Origin of the sequence: Melittangium boletus DSM 14713 (assembly GCF_002305855.1) — a bacterium.
Taxonomy (GTDB): domain Bacteria; phylum Myxococcota; class Myxococcia; order Myxococcales; family Myxococcaceae; genus Cystobacter; species Cystobacter boletus.
This window is the reverse complement of record NZ_CP022163.1, coordinates 8,238,387-8,258,165: the sequence shown is the minus strand read 5'-3', so window position 1 is coordinate 8,258,165 and position 19,779 is coordinate 8,238,387. Positions and strand designations below refer to the sequence as shown.

The 19,779-nt window shown below is 67.9% G+C and carries 20 protein-coding genes; 13 read left to right on the top strand and 7 right to left on the bottom strand.

The genetic code is table 11. The annotated features are described in order from the left end of the window. Nucleotides 1-108: 108 nt before the first annotated feature. Nucleotides 109-684 (bottom strand): hypothetical protein, encoded by a 576-nt coding sequence (locus MEBOL_RS34215; protein ID WP_157823838.1) that lies wholly within the window; start codon nt 682-684, stop codon nt 109-111. Nucleotides 685-902: 218 nt separating this feature from the next. Here MEBOL_RS34215 and MEBOL_RS34210 point away from each other — a divergent pair, with 218 nt between their 5' ends. Both MEBOL_RS34210 and MEBOL_RS34205 read left to right on the top strand, forming a co-directional pair. Beyond that, nucleotides 903-2,258: an AHH domain-containing protein gene (locus tag MEBOL_RS34210; RefSeq protein ID WP_095981362.1), complete on the top strand. Its 1,356-nt coding sequence runs from the start codon at nt 903-905 to the stop codon at nt 2,256-2,258. 15 nt (nt 2,259-2,273) lie between these two features. Next, complete coding sequence (locus tag MEBOL_RS34205; RefSeq protein ID WP_095981361.1) at nt 2,274-2,843, top strand: imm11 family protein; 570 nt, start codon at nt 2,274-2,276, stop codon at nt 2,841-2,843. A gap of 7 nt (nt 2,844-2,850) precedes the next feature. Here the strand turns inward: MEBOL_RS34205 and MEBOL_RS34200 are convergent, their stop codons facing one another. Then, on the bottom strand, nt 2,851-3,036 hold the full coding sequence (locus MEBOL_RS34200) for a hypothetical protein (protein ID WP_095981360.1): 186 nt from the start codon (nt 3,034-3,036) through the stop codon (nt 2,851-2,853). A gap of 155 nt (nt 3,037-3,191) precedes the next feature. Here MEBOL_RS34200 and MEBOL_RS34195 point away from each other — a divergent pair, with 155 nt between their 5' ends. The 6 genes from MEBOL_RS34195 to MEBOL_RS34170 all read left to right on the top strand — a co-directional run bounded on the left by MEBOL_RS34195 (nt 3,192) and on the right by MEBOL_RS34170 (nt 9,937). Continuing rightward, a complete protein-coding gene (locus MEBOL_RS34195; protein ID WP_095981359.1) occupies nt 3,192-3,932 on the top strand; it encodes a dienelactone hydrolase family protein in 741 nt (246 codons plus the stop codon). A 198-nt stretch (nt 3,933-4,130) separates the two neighbouring features. Further along, nucleotides 4,131-5,354 carry a lanthionine synthetase C family protein gene (locus tag MEBOL_RS34190; protein WP_157823837.1) on the top strand — a complete coding sequence of 408 codons (1,224 nt, stop codon included), beginning with the start codon at nt 4,131-4,133 and terminating at the stop codon, nt 5,352-5,354. A gap of 5 nt (nt 5,355-5,359) precedes the next feature. Further along, nucleotides 5,360-6,280 carry an MsnO8 family LLM class oxidoreductase gene (locus MEBOL_RS34185; RefSeq protein ID WP_095981357.1) on the top strand — a complete coding sequence of 307 codons (921 nt, stop codon included), beginning with the start codon at nt 5,360-5,362 and terminating at the stop codon, nt 6,278-6,280. A gap of 170 nt (nt 6,281-6,450) precedes the next feature. After that, on the top strand, nt 6,451-6,654 hold the full coding sequence (locus MEBOL_RS34180) for a class I lanthipeptide (RefSeq protein WP_157823836.1): 204 nt from the start codon (nt 6,451-6,453) through the stop codon (nt 6,652-6,654). A gap of 137 nt (nt 6,655-6,791) precedes the next feature. Further along, nucleotides 6,792-7,727 carry an efflux RND transporter periplasmic adaptor subunit gene (locus MEBOL_RS34175; RefSeq protein ID WP_095981355.1) on the top strand — a complete coding sequence of 312 codons (936 nt, stop codon included), beginning with the start codon at nt 6,792-6,794 and terminating at the stop codon, nt 7,725-7,727. Beyond that, complete coding sequence (locus MEBOL_RS34170) at nt 7,724-9,937, top strand: peptidase domain-containing ABC transporter (protein ID WP_179956338.1); 2,214 nt, start codon at nt 7,724-7,726, stop codon at nt 9,935-9,937. Before MEBOL_RS34175 ends, MEBOL_RS34170 begins: the two co-directional genes overlap by 4 nt. A 33-nt stretch (nt 9,938-9,970) precedes the next feature. Here the strand turns inward: MEBOL_RS34170 and MEBOL_RS34165 are convergent, their stop codons facing one another. The 3 genes from MEBOL_RS34165 to MEBOL_RS34155 form a co-directional block, all read right to left on the bottom strand. After that, nucleotides 9,971-10,441, bottom strand: a complete 471-nt coding sequence (locus MEBOL_RS34165; protein ID WP_095981353.1) for an NUDIX hydrolase — start codon at nt 10,439-10,441, stop codon at nt 9,971-9,973. Continuing rightward, nucleotides 10,438-11,913 carry a DUF2380 domain-containing protein gene (locus tag MEBOL_RS34160; protein WP_095981352.1) on the bottom strand — a complete coding sequence of 492 codons (1,476 nt, stop codon included), beginning with the start codon at nt 11,911-11,913 and terminating at the stop codon, nt 10,438-10,440. Before MEBOL_RS34160 ends, MEBOL_RS34165 begins: the two co-directional genes overlap by 4 nt. Nucleotides 11,914-12,033: 120 nt before the next feature. Further along, nucleotides 12,034-14,451 carry a carbohydrate binding domain-containing protein gene (locus MEBOL_RS34155; protein WP_095981351.1) on the bottom strand — a complete coding sequence of 806 codons (2,418 nt, stop codon included), beginning with the start codon at nt 14,449-14,451 and terminating at the stop codon, nt 12,034-12,036. A gap of 105 nt (nt 14,452-14,556) precedes the next feature. On the opposite strand from MEBOL_RS34155, the gene MEBOL_RS34150 reads away from it, so the two are divergent. Then, on the top strand, nt 14,557-15,405 hold the full coding sequence (locus MEBOL_RS34150) for an AraC family transcriptional regulator (protein WP_245919102.1): 849 nt from the start codon (nt 14,557-14,559) through the stop codon (nt 15,403-15,405). Nucleotides 15,406-15,447: 42 nt separating this feature from the next. After that, nucleotides 15,448-16,101, top strand: coding sequence for a hypothetical protein (locus tag MEBOL_RS34145; protein WP_157823835.1), 654 nt, complete (start codon nt 15,448-15,450; stop codon nt 16,099-16,101). Between the two features lie 55 nt (nt 16,102-16,156). Here MEBOL_RS34145 and MEBOL_RS34140 read toward each other — a convergent pair whose 3' ends face one another. Then, a complete protein-coding gene (locus tag MEBOL_RS34140; RefSeq protein ID WP_157823834.1) occupies nt 16,157-17,041 on the bottom strand; it encodes an efflux RND transporter periplasmic adaptor subunit in 885 nt (294 codons plus the stop codon). Between the two features lie 256 nt (nt 17,042-17,297). Here MEBOL_RS34140 and MEBOL_RS34135 point away from each other — a divergent pair, with 256 nt between their 5' ends. Together MEBOL_RS34135 and MEBOL_RS41570 are read left to right on the top strand one after the other, a co-directional pair. Then, complete coding sequence (locus MEBOL_RS34135) at nt 17,298-17,936, top strand: hypothetical protein (RefSeq protein ID WP_095981348.1); 639 nt, start codon at nt 17,298-17,300, stop codon at nt 17,934-17,936. A 64-nt stretch (nt 17,937-18,000) separates the two neighbouring features. Next, nucleotides 18,001-18,174: a hypothetical protein gene (locus MEBOL_RS41570; RefSeq protein WP_157823833.1), complete on the top strand. Its 174-nt coding sequence runs from the start codon at nt 18,001-18,003 to the stop codon at nt 18,172-18,174. A 15-nt stretch (nt 18,175-18,189) separates the two neighbouring features. On the opposite strand, the gene MEBOL_RS34130 is transcribed toward MEBOL_RS41570, so the two are convergent. Then, nucleotides 18,190-18,714, bottom strand: coding sequence for a metal-dependent hydrolase (locus MEBOL_RS34130; protein WP_095981347.1), 525 nt, complete (start codon nt 18,712-18,714; stop codon nt 18,190-18,192). Nucleotides 18,715-18,801: 87 nt separating this feature from the next. Here MEBOL_RS34130 and MEBOL_RS34125 point away from each other — a divergent pair, with 87 nt between their 5' ends. Continuing rightward, nucleotides 18,802-19,770 (top strand): aldo/keto reductase, encoded by a 969-nt coding sequence (locus MEBOL_RS34125; protein WP_095981346.1) that lies wholly within the window; start codon nt 18,802-18,804, stop codon nt 19,768-19,770. The last annotated feature ends 9 nt before the right edge of the window (nt 19,771-19,779 follow it).

The following is a 19,779-nucleotide window of genomic DNA, read 5'->3' as shown; positions in this document are numbered from 1 at the left end:
CGCGTGATTCCGAGGTTCTCCGAGACTGGCTGGGACATGGAAGCGCCGAGGTTACACTGTGTAACTATTGCGGAGTACGAAGTGAAGATCAGTCCGCGCGCCGCGCGCTCACCACGTCACGTCCCACGAGAGCGTCACGGCGCCACCCTGCTCGGGGAACATCTCGCCCTGGGCCACGAAGTGGCGCGCCACCGGATCGAACTCCGTCACCTCCAGCCACCCACCGCCCCGCTGGAAGAAGTGGTGCTCGCGGTTGGCCAGGACGTCGAGCAGGCCTCCCGTGAAACCCGGGGCGCGGCTCGCCGGCACCGGTAGCCGGACCGGAGTCCCCTTCACGGGCCCCGGCAGGAAGGCGATGGCGGAGTAGCGCCAGGTCTCCACGCCGCCACCCGCCAACACGCAGGCGCTCAACCAGACGTCATGCCCGCCGCTCAACTGCGGCACCGGAGAGACCGCGAGCCGGAACGTGCCCGGGAAGCGGCCATCCACCTGGACCTCGAACCGCCCCGTCACCTTGGCGTAGCTGCTCGGCTGGTAGTTGGAACACTCGACGTTTCCCACGGGCTCGATGATCTCGGGATCGGTCACATCCGGCGTTCCTGGCACCTCGCCACACTCCGCCCCCGCGAGCAGCGGGCAGAGCAACAGGACCAGGCGACGGCCGCGCAAAGAGCTTGTCTTCATGGAGGGTGCTTCCCGGGTTCGGATCGACATGGCCTCGGCAAGGGAAAACAGGTTATCATGGATGTGCACGCAGCGCTCTGGCTTGCCCGCCCTGCGGCAACACAACCCGCCCGTTCGCGCCGAAGGCAGCCAACAGCTCTCCGCGCGCCGTGCCAAACCTCACTCAAGGTGGTTCCGTTTCCTTAGGATAAAACCCCACTCGATCTGGCAGGCAGCTCATGGCTCCTCGTCGTCTGATTGTTGTCGTCCTACTTCTAGCCCTATCCACCGCGTGCAGCACCACGCGCGTGGTGCGCCTCGACACGAATCAGGGCGAACCCTTCATCCACATCTCTCCTGAAGACGAAACCAAGCCCGTGCAACTGGGGGAGGAGGAATTCACGAAGGCCATTTCGAGGGAGATCCAGGAGAAGAGGCTCTCGGTCAACCCCGAGAAGGCCGCGCGGGATCTGTTCGAGATACCCCCACACACTGGCTGGTACCGGTACACCCAGCGCGAAGGAGTCATTCCTCTGAACGGGCAGACCCAAGCGTCTCAGTGGGCAGAGGTGGATGCGCGTGTGCTCCGAGAATACTTGCGGTTCTGCGAGGCCATAGGGAAACCTGGAGATTGCCGGAAGGTGCTGATGAACAGCCCCATCCTCACCGGGGACAGTCGCTACGCCCTTGGCATGTCCTTCGCTTTCGAAGAGACCGTGCCGGAGATGATGCAGGCCTTCAAGGGCATGGCAGACCCGGAGGCGATCAAGGCTTCACTCTACTGGACAATGACGATCTACGCCGCGATGTGGCTGGCGCCCGAGCCAGTGTTCTCCAAGGGGCTGGCGACGGCCGTCACGGCCAGCTTCATCTGCTACATCGGGGTGGACACATTCTGGACGCTCATCCAGGGCTGGAGGCGGCTGGTGGAGGAGCTGGAACACGCCACCTCGTTCGCGGAGATCCGCGAGGCCGGAACAAAGTATGGCAAGGTGATGGGGAAGAACGCGGCGCGAGCATTTGCCCTGCTGCTCACGGCCGCCATCGGCCACACGGCCGCCAGCTTTTCGGCCAAGGTGCCCACACTGCCCGGCTCAGCTCAAGCGTCAGTGGCGGGCGCGGCGCGTGTGGGCATCCAACTAACTGCGGTGGCGCAGGTGGAAGCCGTGGCCGTGACTGCCGATGCGCTCACCATCGCCCTCGCGCCCAACGCGGTCGCCACGACGGCCCAGAGTATGAAAGGTGCGGCTTCCAGGCCGGTGGATGCGGAGGGACCCGAGCACCACATCGCCTCGGACAAGTTCAGCACGTCCACCAACAACGGAGGGCCATGGACGCCCAGGTATCAGGAACTCTTCGATAAGGCGGGCATGTCACTGGACGATGCAGCCAACAAGGTTCGTGTTCCGGGCCACAAGGGGCCTCACCCACAGGAGTACCACGAGGAGGTCTTCCGACGCCTGAGAGACGCGACGCTGGAGTGTCGTAGCATCCAGCAGTGCCGGAAGGCACTGACAAGCGAACTCCAACGGCTGGGACAAAGAATCTCCACCCCGGGTACACGGCTCAACAAGCTGGTGACCCGGAGTTCATGACGCAAGGAACCAACGATGGCGAAGCGGTACTTCGACCTGTCCGATGACGTTCACGTTGCCGGCCGATGGTATCTGGGCACACCCGTCGATGCGGCAGGACAGGATCATGGGTCGTGGCTGTTCACGCGAGGGGAACCCGCGCAGGTCAAGGGTCGGCTGCGAGCCCCCCTCTATCGCGCTGGCAAGCCGCTCGACTTTTCGCTCGCGGATGCTGGGGCCATTCCCGTTGTCCACGTCAAGGTCGCTTCGCTCCTGAAGGAACTAGCCCCTGGAGATGTCCAGCTCTTCCCTATCGAGATCGACGGACAGCCAGATCACTTCTGCCTCGTGAACGTCACCCGTCTGGAGAGGTGCATCGACGATGAAGCCTCCGAGGAGGTGGAGTATTGGATGCCAGAGGATGGGCGTCCGGAGAAAACCGGCAAGTACCGAGCCGTAGCCGGCATGCGCATTGATCCCTCGAAGGTGGGAGACGCCAAGATCTTCCGCACCTGGGGGTGGACCATCGCCCTCATTGTCTCCGAGGAGATCAAAGAGGCCCTGGAGCGCATCGGAACCACGGGAACGAAGTTCAAGGAGGTGTAGCTCTGTGTCAACGCGCCCGACCACGCCATGGCATGACCCTTGGCTCACTGAACGAGCTACAGAAGACAGGAGCCTTCCCCTCGCGTTGCAGCGCATCGTTGTTGACGTCGGGCAGATAGATGAGCTCGTAGCCCTCTTCGACAATGGGTTGCAGGCCTCCCGCGAACGTCGGACCCAGAGCAATCGTCGCCATACTCGCCTCCTTGTTTCGCCGTGAACCCTCTGCATGAAGAGAGGAAGAGGCCGTCTTTTGTGACGTGAAGAGAAGACGAGGGAGCCGTATGCGCTTGCCCTGGAGGCATCCTTCATCGGACGCTCTCGCCGAGCCTCAATCGAAAGGAATCCCCCATGGCCCGTCAGGACGTCGAGATCCCCACCGCGGATGGCACGATGGACGCGCAGCTCCACTCACCGGAGGGAGCGGGCCCGTGGCCCGCCGTCATCCTGCTGACGGACGCCATGGGGAGCCGTCCCACCTACGAGAAGATGGCCCAGCGGCTCGTGGCCGAGGGCTATGTCGTGCTCCTCCCCAACGTCTACTACCGCGAGGGCCGCGCGCCCCTGCCCAACATGGAGGGCTCCTTCCAGGACGAGGCCTTCCGCCAGCGCATCTTCGGGCTCATCGCGACCCTCACCCCCGAGCGCGTGAAGAAGGACGGGGCCGCGGAGCTGGACTTCCTCACGGGCCTCAAGAACGTGAAGGGCAAGGCGGGCGTGGTGGGCTACTGCATGGGTGGCGGCATGGCCGTGCGCCTCGCGGCCGATTCCCCCGAGCGCGTCGCCGCGGCGGCCTCCTTCCATGGCGGACGTCTGGCCACGGACACACCAGACAGTCCTCACCGCCTCGTCGGCAAGGTCCAGGGCGAGCTCTACTTCGGCCACGCGGACCAGGACGCGACCATGCCCGCTGACGCCATCGCCCGCCTGGAGGCCGCCTTGAAGGAGTCGGGCGTCAAGCACCAGTCCGAGCTCTACGTCGGCGCCCGGCATGGCTTCGCGGTGGAGGGCTCGCAGGTGTATGACAAGGACGCCGCCGAGCAACACTGGAGGCGGGTGCTCGAGTTGTTCGGCCGTACGCTGCGCGGCTGACCGACTCCATCTCCTCACATCCGCGCATGACCCTGGCGGCGGTCCCCATCGCCGCGGCCCTGACAGGGAGGACGCCCGCCCGCCCAATTCAAGACGGAGCCGGGCGCCACCCCTGCGCGAGGTTCCAGGTGATCCGTAATGTGGCGCCCTGTTCCCCCTCGGACGCGGGTGCCCATGAACCGACCCTGGAAGCCATTGTTGACGGGTTCCCTCCAGACCCAGGCATTGGAGGCCGCCGAAGCCATCGTCCGGGACACCGCGGAACTCCCCCTGGGAAAAGTTCCCGGCTTGATCGCCGGCCACACGGGCTACGCCCTCTTCTTCGAGGCCGCCGCCCGAGCACTCGCGCCGAAGTGGATCGACCTGGCGGCCCGGAGCCTCCAGCGCGCCGCGGCGCTGTTCACCCGCCGCACCCCACCCCCCCTCAGCTTGCACGAGGGATTGGCCGGAATGGGATGGGCCGCCGCGCACCTGTCCGCCCGCTACCCGGACCTGGACGTCGAGGAGTTATGTGTCTGGGTGGACGAGTCCCTGGAGGTGGAGCTGAACCGCTCGCCCTGGCCCCACCCCTGTGACATCCGGGATGGGCTCGCGGGCATGGGATTGTACGCCGCCAAGCGCATGCCCCACCCCAACGGGCGCCGGTTGCTGGCGCAGGCGGTGGACCGGGCCCGCGAGGTGGCCGAGCACTCGGCCTCCGGGGCCTCCTGGCGAATGCCCCGCGGCCGCTGGTCCCTCTATGGGAAGGACGCTCAGTTCCCCCAGGGACTCTACACCCTGGGCCTGGCACATGGGATTCCCGGGGCGCTGTGTCTGCTGAGCCTGGCCCACGCTCACGGCGTCTCCCTCGACGTCACCCGCCCCTTGCTGGAGGAGGGCTTTCGCTGGGTGGCCCACCGGGCGGAGCCGGGCCATCCGCGCTTCCCTCATTACATGCATGGCCTCGAGCACGTGACGGACGAGCGCTTCAGTTGGTGCGTGGGCAATCCCGGCATCACCGCCGCCCTGTGGTGGGCGGCCCGCACCTGGAAGGATCCGCACTGGGAGGCGCGGACCCTGGAGTGGGCCACCCGCGTCGCCGTCGAGGCGCTGGAGCGTCCTCCCTCCCTCAGCGCCAACCTGTGCTGTGGCACCGCCGGCACCGCCCACCTCTATGTGCGCCTGTACCAGGCCACGGGCGTGTCCGTCTTCGGAGAAGCCGCCCAACGCTGGATCGAACACACGTTGTCCCTGCGCCAGCCTGGCCAGGGTCCTGGCGGCTACTGCTTCGAGCAGGATCCCTCCAGTCCCCTCACGGACGTGCAGTTCGGCGCCGCCGGCATCGCGTTGATGCTGCTGGCGGCGGCCACGGATCAATCCCCGGACTGGGATGAAACCTTTCTCTTCTCGCTCGGCTCGCCCTCTTCCTCTCCGGAGGTCTGACATCCATGCGTCTGGGAATCCTCGACTTCTGTCCGCTGCGCGAGGGCCTCAAACCCTTTCACAGCCTCCACGAGTCCATCTTCCTCGCCCAGGAGGCCGAGAAGCTCGGCTACTCCCGTTTCTGGCTGGCCGAGCACCACGAATTGCACTACGCCCAACACGCGCCGGACATGATGGTGCCACTCGTGGCGGGCTCCACCGAGCGCATCCGGGTGGGCGTGGCGGGCATGCTGCTCAAGTTGCACAGCCCGCTGCGCGTGGCCAAGGCCTTCCGGTTGCTGGAGTCCCTCTTCCCCGGACGCATCGACCTGGGGGTGGGCGGAGGCGAAGCCGCACCCGAGGTCGCCGAGGCCCTGCGCGATGGAGGGGCGCCCCTGACCCAGGTACGAAGCGAGCATGCCCAACGCACGGTGCGATTGCTGTCCCTCATGCGCGGCGAGGCCTCACCGGCCTTCCAACCCCTGGGCACGCCCGCCCCTCCCTTCTGGGTGCTCGGCCTCTCGCGCCCCGAGGCCGCGAGCCTGGCGGCCGAGCATGGCGCCAGCTTCGGCTTCTCGCTCGCCCATGTGCAGAGCCGGGATGACCCGAGCATCGCCGCGCGCTACCTGGAAGAATTCCGCTCCAACCGGTGGCAGGCACGGCCGGAACTGGTGGTCGCCGTCAGTGGGATGTGCGCGGAAACGGAGCAGGAGGCGCGGACCCTCGCGCTGGAAGGCGTGGGCAATCCCGACCCCCACGTGTCCGTCCTGGGCAATCCCGAGCAGTGCCGCCAGCAATTGGAGGCCATCGCCCACCGCTATCAGGCGGACGAGATCGTCTTCCTGGACAGGGCGCCGGACAGTGCCTCGCGCCTGCGCTGCTACCGGCTGCTGTCCTCCGCGCTCGGGCTCGATACCGCGACTCCCCCTCTCCAGCAAACCGCCTGATCCCTCTCACATTTCAATGAAACCCATACTTTTTCAAAGAAAATGAAAACGGGCACCGCAATGGCGTCACGGGACGGGTACAGGAACCCCGTACTCGTCCCGAATATCCCTTCACCGGCGGTGGCGAGGAAGAAACCTCCCACTGACTGGCTCGAAAGAGGATGAAGACCATGAGTGACACGACGACCAAGACCGAGCCCCTGTCCATGAAGCTCTCCTTCAAGAAGGAGACCCTGCGTACCCTGGACGACAGTCAGCTGGATCTGCTGGACGGCGTGGTGGGCGGGAAGAAGGGAGGTCATTGCCAGTGCTTGTTCACGCGCGGAGGCGGCTGCAACACCACGGGCGGCGACAACGAGCACGGCGACTGTTGAAACCCGGGGGTGGCATCCACCCCGACGTCAGGAAGCACCGTTGAATGATGGATGAGAGGGATGGCCCCGAGGTCGTCCCTCCATCTGTCTTTAGAAGAACCTCAGAAGAACCTCCCACCCTGCATTCGCGGCCACACATGACTCCGCAAGATCTGTTCCGGCGGGAAGCGCTCGATCACTACCACCAGAGCGAGGAGAAGGGCAGCCTGCTCAAGCTCACGCCCTTCTGGGTGCGTGTCACCTATTGGAACCTGGTGGCGCTCGCGCTCACGGCGGCGGTGGTGCTCGCGGTGGTGCACGTGCACGAATACGCCTCGGGGCCGCTGCTCATCCAGGTGGCGGGCGTGGAGGACATCCCCTCCACGGCGGGCGGGCGCATCAGCCGCGTCCTCGTCAAACGCGGGCAGCGGGTGCGGGCGGGAGAGCCCCTGGTGGAGTTGTATGCCCGGAGCGAGACGGCCGAGCGCGAGCGCGTGGCCCAGGAGTACCGCGCCCAGCTCGCGGTGCGGCTCACGGATCCGCTCAACACGGCGGCGCGCCAGTCCCTGGGCGGTCTGCGCGCCCAGTTGGAATTGAACGACGCGCTCGTCTCGGAACGCACCCTGGTGGCCCCCTTCGACGGCGTGGTGCGCGAGGTGCGGGTGCATGACAACCAGTACCTCGGCGCGGGCGAGGTGGTGGCCACGCTCGCCAAGGAGGACACCGAGGTGAAGGCGCTCCTGCTCGTGCCAGGGCAGTACCGGCCACGGCTCAAGCCCGGCCAGCCCCTGCGCCTGGAACTCCAGGGCTTCGCCTACCTCTACCAGGACGTCACCGTGACGGCCGTGAGCGACGAATTGCTCGGCCCCACCGAGGTGAAGCGCTATCTGGGCGCGGCCCTGGGCGATGTGCTGAAGGTGGACGGGCCCATGGTGCGCGTGGAGGCGCGGCTGCCGGACGACGGGTTGCGCGCTCACGGAAACACCTTCCGCTACTACACCGGCATGGTGGGCATTGGCCGCGTCCAGGTGCGCAGCCGCAATGGGTGGATGCTGTTGATCCCCGCGCTCGACGCGTTGTGGGGGGACACGTGACGGACCACTTCTCCTCGCTGCTCGAGCGGTTCCCCGCGCTGCGGAAGTTGGGCCGCCGGCTGATCGGACGACGGTTGCCCTTCGTGGCCCAGGTGACGGCGGTGGACTGCGGCGCAGCGTGTCTCACCATGGTGCTCGGCTACTGGGGCCGGAAGATGACGCTGGACGAGGTGCAGCGCGTCACGGGTCTCGTGAGCACGGAGGGAGTGACCGCCCGGGCCGTCCTCAACGCCGGGAAGAGCTTCGGGCTCCGGGGCCGGGCCGCCCAGGTGGAGGTGGAGGAGTTCCACCTGCTGCCCACCGGGGCCATCCTCCACTGGGAGTTCGCCCACTTCGTCGTCTTCGACAAGCTCACGGGCCGGGGCGTCACGCTGTTGGATCCCGCGCTCGGCCGGCGCTACGTGTCGATGGAGGAGTTCCGCAAGGCCTTCACCGGAATCGCCCTCGTCTTCGAGCCCACGGAGACCTTCGAGACGGGCGAGGCCCCTCGCGGCACCCACCGCTATCTGCGGCTGCTGATGGAGGCGCGGCCCCTGCTCGGGCGCGTCCTCTTCACCTCCCTGCTCTTGCAGGTGCTCGCGCTGGGCCTGCCCGTCCTCACGGGCGCCGTGGTGGATCAAGTGCTCCCCACGGGGGATGTGTCGCTCCTGGGGGTCATGGGCGTTGGCATGGCCGTGTTGCTGCTCTTCCAGGTGCTCTCGCTGCTCGTGCGCACGCACCTGCTGCTGCACCTGCGCACGCACCTGGATGCCCGGCTCACGCTCGGCTTCCTCGACCACCTCATCCACCTGCCCTTCTCCTTCTTCCACGTGCGCTCCTCGGGAGACCTCATCGCCCGGCTCAACAGCAACGCCACCATCCGGGAGATCCTCACCTCGGGCGCGCTGTCCGCCCTGCTCGATGGCTCGCTCGCCTCGCTCTACCTCGTCGTCCTGATGGCGATGAACTGGCAGATGGGCCTGCTCGCCGTGGGCCTCGCCGTGCTCCAGGTCCTCGTCTTCCTGGTGGCCCGCGAACGCCAGCGCGAACTGCTCGCCAAGGATCTGGAGGTATCGGCCGTCGCCCAGAACTACCAGGTGGAGATGATGACCGGCATCCAGACCATCAAGGGCATGGGCGTGGAGAGCCGCACCGTGCAGCACTGGTCCAACCTCTACGTGGACACGCTCAACGTGTCCCTGGAGCGCGGCCGGCTGGAGGCGAGCGTCGAGGCCATCTCGGGCGCCCTGCGGATGACGTCTCCCCTGGTGCTCCTGCTGGTGGGCACGTTCCAGGTGCTCCACCAACACCTGCAACTGGGACAGATGCTGGCGCTCAACGCCCTGGGGGTGGGCTTCCTCACGCCCATCGCGAGCCTCGTGGCGGCGTGCTTCCGGTTGCAGCTCGTGGGCGGCTACCTGGAGCGCGTGGACGACGTGCTGGAGGCGCCTCCGGAGCAGAGCCCCAGCGCCCTCCGCCGGCCCCACAGGCTCCAGGGAGGCATCTCGCTCGAGAACGTCTCCTTCCGCTATGGACCGCTCGCGCCCGTGGTGGTGCGGGACGTGTCGCTGGAGATCCGGCCCGGCCAGTTCATCGCCATCGTCGGCCGCTCGGGCGCGGGCAAGTCCACGCTCGCCCACCTGTTGCTCGGGTTGTATCTGCCCAGCGAGGGCACCATCCGCTACGACGGCCATCCCCTCTCGGAGTTGGATCTCCATGACGTCCGCGGGCAGATGGGCGTGGTGATGCAGAACCCCATGCTCTTCCGCGGGGACATCCGCCGCAACATCGCCTACCACAACGACGCGTTGACCCTGGACGCGGTGATCTCGGCGGCGCGGCGCGCGCAGGTCCACGACGACATCATGGCCATGCCGCTGCAGTACAGCACCCTGCTCAGCGAGATGGGCGGCTCCATCTCCGGAGGGCAGCGCCAGCGGCTCGCCCTGGCCCGCGCGCTCGTGCACGACCCGGCCATCCTCCTGCTCGACGAGGCGACGAACGCCCTGGACGTGAAGACCGAGCGCGCCGTGCAGCAGGCGCTCGAGGAGCTGCGCTGCACCCGGGTGGTCATCGCCCACCGCTTGAGCACCATCCAGGACGCGGACGTCATCCTCGTCATGGACAAGGGCCGCCTCGTCGAGCAGGGCACCCACGCGGAGCTGATGGCCCTGCGCGGGCACTACTTCGGACTGGTGGCCGCCCAGGAGCAGCCTCGCGCCCTGTCGTGAGCCCACTCGGCCCGGCTCGATCAGGACTTGGGGCTAGACTGTTTCGTCGGGCAGGAGCGTGAGCAACAGTTCGTCATCGGGGCCCAGCGGGCGCCAGCCGGGCGGCGGCGGCGTGGCGAGGAGAGCCGCCATGACCTGCCTGGCGCGCTCCTCATGGGTGACTGGGGTGAAGGCACTCCACGAGCCGAGGGCGATGCCCACCTCCAAACGGGCGTCGTCGTCCAGCTCGGTTGGCCAGCCGTTGGGGAGACTCTCCCACAGCTCGCGCACGAGCTGTCCCCGTACCAAGCGTGTGAGTCGGTTGCTCCGCTCCGCCTCGGCGACCAACCCGCTGAACACCTGCACCGCGTTGACGTCGTCCCCGCCAAGCTCCTGGGCCAGTTCCACCAGCGGGAGGGTAGGACGCGCCTCGGCGAAGGCGGTGAGTGAATCGTAACCCCGCTCGCGGACCCGCTCATACAGGCGGACCTTCCAGTTCCCCTCCCAGGAATGTCCCTCTTTCATCGCCCTCTCCAGGGGGTAAAGTTCACCGGAATAGCATGGCGCCTCATCTCTCTTGCGACGATCTTCAGGATCGCGTTCGGCGTCAACATCCGGCCAGCGACGGTCTCGGCATCGCGCAATGCCTTCATGAGCATCTGGTTCCATTCGCCGGGCCACATGCGACCCATGCGCCAGTTGCCACCACCATGGAGCGCCTGGTGACTTGCCTGCTCCATTTTGACGCAGAACTGATCGATGTTCATTTCGCCGGTGAAGCCGCGCTTCTCGAACCACTCGCGGAACTCTCGCGGCAGGACGTGATGCTCCGGGGGTTCGGCCATGCCGGCCCCCGCTCTGCCCGTCACACGCATGGCCCTCACCTCGGGCCCGTCGCCGAGCGCCTCGCGCACGCCTCGCGGCAGCTCGTCGTGAGACTGCGCCATCATCACCTGGCCGGAGTGAATCCGGACAGCGGCGCTGACAACGGGAAGCGAGACGACACCCGCCCGAACAAGCCGGCGCATCATCTCCACCCATTCTGCGGAGACAACGAGCTGTGTGCCCATCATCACGCCGTTGGAGCTCACCAAGAAACCCACGCCAAGTGTGGTGGGAGCGGCTGGTAGCAGCCGGGGCAATGCCATCTTCATCGCCGAGACCGTGGTGAGCATCTCGATGAGTTCCTTCACCCGCAGCATCTTCTCCACCCGCTCCGCCGACGTGCGCACGGCTTCACGGATTGCCGCGAACTCGCTGGCGAGGTGGCCTGTCAGCGCGGGGAGGTCAGCCGCCATTGCCTCGACCCTCCCTGGTTCCAGCGAGGAGAGCGCCGTCATGGTGGGCGCAATCATCTCCTGCAACTGGCACATCCTCCTGAGCAGTCGCTCCACGCTGTAGTAGGGGCACTCGCGGAGCACGACATCGGCGAGCTGGAGGAAGTCGAGCCATTCGGCGAGCAGGATGGAGCCCAACAGGGCGGCCTGGAGCCGTGGGCCGCCGAGGCGCAGGAGGGCGAGCTGCATGTCCGGGTCATCCATCTCCGAGGCCGTGTTGGACAGCCTGGTGGCGACAGCGAGCTCAACGTCAATCCATCGCAGTTGCCCAACGCCATAGTCCACGAGGGGAAGAAACAAGTCTGCGTGTCGGCCGGCGATGCCAGCCCTGCTGGCCTTGAGTCTGGAGAGCTCACCGGACATGCGGCGAGTGGAGCCGGACACGTCGCCCACCGCACGGAGAAACGCGAGATGGGTCGCGATGGCGCTCTGCCGCGAGGGCTCGGCGTCATGAGAAGCGGGTGGTGGGGAGGCCATGACTCGCGGAGATTCAACGCTCGGCCCTTCGGCCAGCCGAGGCCCCGCAGTGTCGAGCGGCGTGTAGCGCAAGCCCACCACCTGTCCGGAAGATGACGTCAGCGACGCGCAACCGGTGGACAGCATGGCCAGGGTGAGCAGCAGCCCCGCGGCCATCCGCCTGTCTTCCAACTCGGACCGCATGCCGCCCCTCCTGGGCGGGGACCGGCCCGGTGACTTACCGAGTCCGGTCCCCTGGTGTCATCTCCGAGGTGAGACACTACCACGTGCCCCGGAGCCATTCAGGAGGGTTCTTCCCCGGGCCTATCTCAGGTCGAGATAGTCCACGGAGAAGATCTGTCCTTCCGGATGCGTCACGCCCACGAGGCATAGGGTGCCGGTGCCACTGCCGGACACGGCGACGGGCACGTCCTTGAGGTTCGGGCTGCTCCAACCGCCCGTCGCGGCGTCCAGGTTCAGCGAGCACAGATCCGCGTCGTTGAACCGCAACCGCGCCTGGCCCTGGCCATGGGTCGAGCCCACGTGCGCCGTCACGTGCGTGATGCCCGTGAGATCCACGCCGCTCCAGCAGAGCGAGTCCCCGCCCTCGAAGCCAACAACTAGGTCACCGCTGTCCCCGCCTCCCTCCACCGAGCACCCCACGAGCGTGGCGGCCTCCGCCTCCAGGCGCTTGGGCTGTTTGGCACCCTCGACGAACGCCACGCACTGGCCCCAGCCACCACAGGCCGTTCCCGCGCGGCACGTGCCGCAGGAGCCTCCACACCCGTCGTCTCCGCACAGCTTCCCCGTGCAGTCCGGCTGGCAGCTCCTCGCCACCTCGCCCAGGTACATGTTGTCGATGAGGACCTCCGAGCCGTTGAATTTGACGCCCAGGTGCGTGCCCAGGTCGATCTCGAACTTGTACGTGTCCGCGACGGTCGCGGTGAAGTCCGGGGCGTTGCACGTCGTCCATGCCGTGCCCACCTCGCAGTCGAACGAGGCGATGACCGTCCAGGGCGCGTGCGCCAAGGCAATCTTCAGGGGCACGGTGCGCGCCGTGCTCGCCTTGAGGTCCACCTTCCACGAGTACGTCGTGCCCGGCGACAGGGGCACGGGCTCCTGCCGCACCTGGACGCTGTAGCCCTGGGCGCCGCTGTCATCGATGCGCACCCACTGCGCGTAGCCGTGCCCCCCACCCTCGTTGACGACGTCCGTGAGGCCCGCGCCTCCCTCGAAGAACAGGTCGGAGCGGTGCGAGGTGAAGTCCTCGTTGAAGCCACAGTTGTGGATGAGGTTGTCGGGCTCGCCGTCCCCATTGCCGTCCTGGCACGCGGCCGAGGGCGCCTGGGGATAGCCCGAGTCGCGGTGGTACCAGCGCACGTAGTCCACCTCGAGCCCCGCCATGGCGCCCTGGGTGGCCCAGTCCACGTTCACGCACGTGCTGGCGTTCTCCTGGCACTTGCCGCCCACGCACGCCGCGTTGTTGGCGCACTGGGCGCTGGTGGTGCACGCGCGGTTCTCCCATCCCGTGCAGCCGAGCGTGCCGCCCACCGCGTTGTTGAGGATGAGGAACATGGGCTGGCGGAACTCGGTGGCGTCGTCACCGATGCTGAAGCTGGCCACGGGCGTGCCGCCATGCTGCGGCAGCTCGTCGATGTAGATGCGGAAGCCCGTCTCGTCCCAGAGGAAGCCCCAGGTGTGCCACTGGTGGTAGTCGATGGCCCGCCCAGCCCACACCGAGCGCGCCCCGCCCACGTCTCCGTCACACTTGGCATCGCCGTTGTTGGGCCACCCGCTGCACGCGTTCGGCTCCCAGCCACCCGGCCGTGCCGCCGACTCCCCCGCCTCGGGCCGCTCGCGCCACAGGGTGTTGAGGCCCATGGAGTCGTTCTCGGAGTAGAGCGCCGGGTTCTCCTTGATCTGGCTGTACTCCATGATGTCGATCTCGCCCAACATCGGCCAGCCGGCGCTGTCGTCGCGGCCCCCGCCCGTGATGGCGCTGTTGGCCCCGAGCATCCAGATGGCTGGCCAGAGGCCGCCGGGGGGCGTGGCGCCCGCGGGCAGGTCCGCGAAGGGCATGCGCGCGCGGAACTCGATGTAGCCGTAGCGGAACTCCACCCGCTCATCGCTCTTGATGCGGCCCGAGGTGAAGAGCCTGTCATTGGCGGGCGCGTTGGACGCTCCGTCGAAGACCGCGCACTCGTCGTGGTCCCACACGCCGTTCTTGTTGCGATCGTTCAGGCAGTAGCCCGTGCTCGCGCACGTGCCCCCGTTGAGGCACTGGCTGCTGTCCGAGCACGTCTGCCAGACCACGCAATCCAGCGGCTCCTGGCGCGCCAGGAGCGTGAGCCGGCCATTCTCCACACAGTAGTTCCAGTTGTCGGGATGGTCCGGACACTCGCGGTTGGTATAGGCCTGCTGCTCGTTGTTGACGCCCAGGTTCTCCTTCACCCAGAAGTCCTTGTTGAGGAAGGACCGGGCCTGGCCTCCACCCACCGGGCCGCCGAAGTCGTCCTCCCACGTGAGCGAATAGGGCTGTCCCGCGACGACGAGCGCCGGAGCGGGCGGAGGCGGCGCGGGCGGGGCCGCCTGGCAGACGGCGACCTCCGGAGGGGGATCCACGGGGCCTGGCGGATCGGTGGGGCCCGGCTCCGGCTTCACGGCACAGCCCACCCCCACGAGCACCCCCAGGGCGCATCCCAGCACCCCACGCGTCCAGGACGCCTTCCACTCCCATTTCATGTCACACGACCTTTTCAAGGATGTTGAAGTCCAGGAAGATGCATCAGGAGTCATGCACCGGCCAGGGGATTGAAAATCGCGAGCAGGACCAGGCACCGCGCTCCCGTGCGCGCCGTGGATGCCCAGGGCAAGGGCAGGCCCGTCTTCGTGTTCCGGCAGGAGATGCACGAACACACGGCCTCGCCCCATGCCGTCACGCATGACTACGCCGTGCTCGGCTTCTGCACCGCGGGCACCACCACCGTCGAGCAGCGCGGCCACTTCACGCTCCAGGCGGGCGAGGTCCTGCTCATCCCCGCGGGCGAGCCCCACCGGCACCTGGACATGCGGCGGCCGGAGTTCTGGATGCTGGGTTTCTGCCCCGTGTGCCTGCTGGCGGACGAGGCCTCCGCGGGGCTGCTCACGCCGTTCGAGCACGTGCGCTCGGGGGCCTCGGCGGTGGTGAAGATTCCCGAGCCGCGGCGGGCCTTCCTGGAGAGCCTCTTCCGCGAGCTGCGCGACGAGTCGGGACGCGAGGGCGGGGCCACGCCCGCCGTGGAGCGCAGCCTGCTCACGTTGATCATCTCCGAGGTCGCCCGGGCCGCGTCCTGGGAGCAGCGCTCCGGCGCGTCGGACAGCATCGTCACCGAGGCCCTGCGCTTCATCGAGCGGCACTGTCTGGAGCCCCTGTCGCTCCGGGACGTGGCCGCCGCGGTGCACCGCTCGTCCGCGCATCTCACCACGGCGGTGCGCCGGGCGACGGGGCGCTCGGTGCAGGAGTGGATCATCGCGGGGCGCATGGGCGAGGCCCGGCGCCGCCTGCTGCACACCGACGAGATCGTCGCCGTCATCGCCGAGCGGGTGGGATACGCGGACCCCACCCACTTCATCCGGCTCTTCCGGCGCGCCCACGGCGTCACCCCCGCCGCCTGGCGCACCCGCTACCGTCACGCCACCTCGCGCGAGGAGTCCTGAGACAACCGGCCGGTGGCCCCGGCATTGCAATCAGTCCAGGGCATGACACCTCGCCCCCTGATCTGGAACACGTTCGCCTCGCTCCTGTGCATCTGGATGCTCATGCCCACGGGAGCCCTCGCCGCCGGGGACGCGCCACGGCTCTCCCGGCTCTCGTTGTTGAGCGAACCGGGCGCTTCCCAAGCGTCCGCGGACACATGGGAAGAGCCCGAGCCCCAGCAAGCCTCGCGGGAATTGCGCATCCTCGCGGAGGTGGGGGCCGGCGCTGTCACCTCCCTGGGCGGGGGATTCGTGGGAGGCTTCGGCGGCTTCGCGCTGTGCGCGAACACGGGCCTCGGCAGAGGAGGGGATTTCCTGCCGTGCCTGGGCACTGCCCTGGTGGGAGCGGGCGCGGGGCTCGTGCTGGGCTACCCGCTCGGCGTCTGGTGGGGCGGAGAAGCGATGGGCGGCGATGGCCGCCTGTGGGCCTCGATGCTCGGAACGGTGCTGGGCTTCGGAGTGGGTCTGCCCCTGGTCCTGGAAGAAGGACCTTTCGCCCTGGCACCCATCGTGCTCGGCATGGCGGGAGCCAGCATCGGCTATGAGCTGACCCAGAACACCGCGCCCTCGCACGTGGCCTCCGCGCGCCCCCGCCTCCAACCCCTGCTGTCCGTCTCCGACAAGGGCGCGCTGCTCGGACTCGGCGGCGCCTTCTAGAAACCTGGGGCCCCCCGGTGTGCAGGGGGATGCACTTCGCCGTGCAGCCCCCTGCTCATGGGGCGCCCGGGCCCACGGCGCCCGTGGGCACGGGCTCGGCCAGCTCCACCGGGACCACCGCCCCCAGGGGCAGCAGCTCTCGAGCCCGCTCGGACAGCTCCAGACGCGCCTCGGCCTTCAACTGACGCGAGGTCGTATCCAGCTCGGGCGAGATGCGCTCGACGACGCCTCGGAGGGGCAGCAGGCCCCCAGCCCGCACCCACACCTCATGGCCCGGGCGGATGGTGCCCACCCAGGCCTCCGGGATGGCGAAGCGCAGCAGCCGCTCCTCGCTCACCAGCCGCACGATGGGCGTGGTACGGCCCGCCACCATCCCAGGCTGGAGGTACTCCTCGGACACCACGCCGCGGAAGGGAGCGCGGATGCTCGCCTGCGCCAGGTTCTCCCGCGACAGAGAGGCCTCCGCCCTCGCCGAGCCGATCCGGGCCTTGGCCAGCGCCACGTCCGCCTCGGCGAGGGACACCGCGTGCTGTGCCTTCTCGTACTCCTCGGCGGCCGAGAATTCGCGCACGCGGCGCTGGCGCTCCAGGGCCCCTTGGGCCTGAGCCAGGAGCAGGACGCAGCGCCGGTGCTCGGCCTCGGCCGCGCGCAGCTGCGCCTGTCGCGACACCAGCTCCCACTGACGCGTGCGGGTGTCCAGCGAGGCCAGGAGTTGTCCGGCCTCGACATGCTCGCCCAGGTGGACCTCGAGCGCGTCCAGGCGGCCCTCCACCTGGGGAAACACATCCACCGCCTGGGTGGCGGACACCACGCCCACGAGCGCGGGCGAGGACGCGCGGACGCCAGAGGGCGCGGCTCCCGGGGCCGAGGACGTGCGAGGTACCTCCCCGGCCAGCGCGCCACCCGCGATCCACCCCACGAGGATGATGGTGCTTCTCATCAAGATGGACCCGCCCCCCTTCCTCCCGAGCCCTGGGAATCTGGTAACAACCCAGGACACCTGGACCCTGCACCACGAGCCAAGGGACGTGTCCACGGCCGAGCAGGCGCCTCGGATTTCCGAGGGACAGGGCAGCGGGGTCACGCTCCCTCCCATGACCCATCCGGCGCATCGAGGGGAGCCACGAAGGGCGCGGGGCACATGGCAAGCGCCTTGCTCAGGCGTGGGGCCTCTCGAAGGTGAATGGAGGTCTCGCGTGAAGAGGATCCTGGTGGTGGTGGCGGTGTTCCTGGCGGCGACGGCGGAGGCTCAGCCCGAGCCGGACGCGGTGCGAATGTCCTCGGAGGCGCCCAGGCCCGCTCCGGCGCTCTGGGTCGCGCCCCTCTTCTCGCTCACGCTGACGCCCTTCGCGGCGAGCCAGGGCGCCACCCTCCTGATGGTACCCGTGGGTGTGAACCTGCCCGTGAGCGCGACCCGGGAGTGGGTGCTGGAACTGGCACCCCTGTTTTCCCATAGCCGGTGCGAGGAGGCGGCCTGCTCCGCCTTCGGGCTGTCGCTCTCCGCGGGCATGGCCTGGACGCTCCTGTCCAATGACAAGGGCGGGGGCTTGTTCCTCCAACCCAAGCTGGTGGGACTGCCAAGCTGGGTCGGGGGAATTCGATGGAAGGCCGCCGGGGCCCAACTCTCGCTGGGGCTCGACGTGGGCTACCGCCTGAACCTCGGGCCCGTCTTCCTCGCGTTCGTCGTGGGAGGCAGCGCGGGCCGGGGATGGAACGTCCCCCGGAACTCCTCGAGCCTCTACACGTCCTTCCTGGACATTCCCGCGCTCCACCGCACGAACAAGTGGGTCTGGGACGTCAACCTGAACCTCGTGCGCATCGGCGCGAATTTCTAGGACTTCGTCACGAGGCGCGGCTCCCTCCTCTACCTGGAGGAACGCTTGAAACGAGAAGCCGCCCATGAGCCTTGGAACCGCCCTCCTGTTCGCCTCCTTCACGATGCTCGTCACGAACCTGTTGCACCGCCACCTGCGCATGCGGGAGCCCGAGGCGGCGACGCCTCCGGAATCCTCTTTGGCGGGATTCGTGTTCCCCCGTCTCTTCGACATGAAGGACCAGGTGAGCCACTGTTGAGCGGTGGGAGAGGGCTCAGGAGGACTCGCCCAGGAAGCGCGCGCGCAGGGCCCGGGTCACTTCGCCATCCCAACGCACGGACAACAGCTCCACGACCGTGCGGCGCCAGCGCAGGGCGCACGCGAGGCACGCGAACGTGGCCGCCATGCCGATGACGCTGTTCTGCCAGGAGGCCAGGTTCCACTGACCCTCCCAGAACCACTCGTGCATGGAGGAGGGCCAGAAGTAATAGAGCGGCCAGCCGGGGCCACTGCCCAACAGGTCGCACACCAGATGCAGATGGAAGGCGGCCACGGAGAGAAGCGCCACCGCCAGGCGCTGTCGCGCGAAGGCCGCGCACACGCCCATCACCACGAGCGCCCCCACGTAGCCGTGGAAGAGCACGTGGTGGTACTTCCCATAGAGGTCCTCTCCGCCCAGGAGAGACAGCCCATCGAGGTCTGGCGCGAGTCCGGCGAGGGTGACGAGCACCCGGTCACGCCGCTCGCGCAAACCCTGCGCCATCAGCCAGGACAGCTCCGCGTGGACGATGGGATTCATGCCCCAAGTATAACGCGCTATTCCGCTTTTCCGGTGTTGCCCGCCGAGAAAAATCGGAGGAGATTGCCGCCGGGAGAGGGGCACGGGATGAAACTGCGGAGACTGGGGCGGTCGGACGTCGAGATATCCCCCATCGGATTGGGTTGCTGGCAGTTTTCAGAGGGCGCGGGATTCATCGGAGGCTTCTGGGAGGCCCTGCCCGCCCCGGTGATCGATGAGATCATCGACGCGTCACTCCAAGGTGGCATCAACTGGTTCGACACCGCCGAGGCGTACGGTGGAGGCCGCTCGGAGCGGGCGCTCGCCGCCGCGCTCACCCGGTTGGGCAAGAAGCCCGGGGATGTGGTCGTCGCCACCAAGTGGCAGCCCATTCCCCGGCTGGCCTCCAGCATTGGCGCCACCATCGGTGAGCGGCTGGCGGCCCTGAGCCCCTTCCCCATCGATCTGCACCAGATCCACCAGCCCTACGCGCTCGCCACCGTGGAGGCCCAGGCCAACGCCATGGCGGATCTGGTCGAGGCCGGGAAGATCAAGACGGTGGGCGTGAGCAACTTCTCCGCGAAGCGGATGCGCGCCATGCACGCCGCGCTCGCCCGCCGAGGGGTTCCGCTCGTCTCCAACCAGATGCCCTACAGCTTGTTGGATCGGAAGATCGAGTCCAAGGGCGTGCTCGCCGCCGCCAAGGAACTGGGCATCACGATCATCGCCTACTCGCCGCTCGCCCAGGGATTGCTCTCGGGGAAGTTCCACGACGATCCCTCGCTCATCAAGAGCCGGGTGGGCCCGCGCAAGTACCTTCCGAGCTTCCGTGCCAGTGGGCTGGAGAAGAGCCGGCCCCTCATCGAGGAGCTCAAGAAGGCCGCCACCGCGCACGGCGTCACCCCCTCCCAGGTGGCGCTCAACTGGCTGGCCACGTTCCATGGGGACACGGTGGTCGTCATCCCTGGGGCGACCAAGCGGCGTCACGCCGAGGAGAACGTGGGATCCATGGGCTTCACCCTCTCGTCCGAGCAGAGCCACCGCATCGACGAGCTGTCCCAACGCTTCCTGCGCTGACCAACCCCT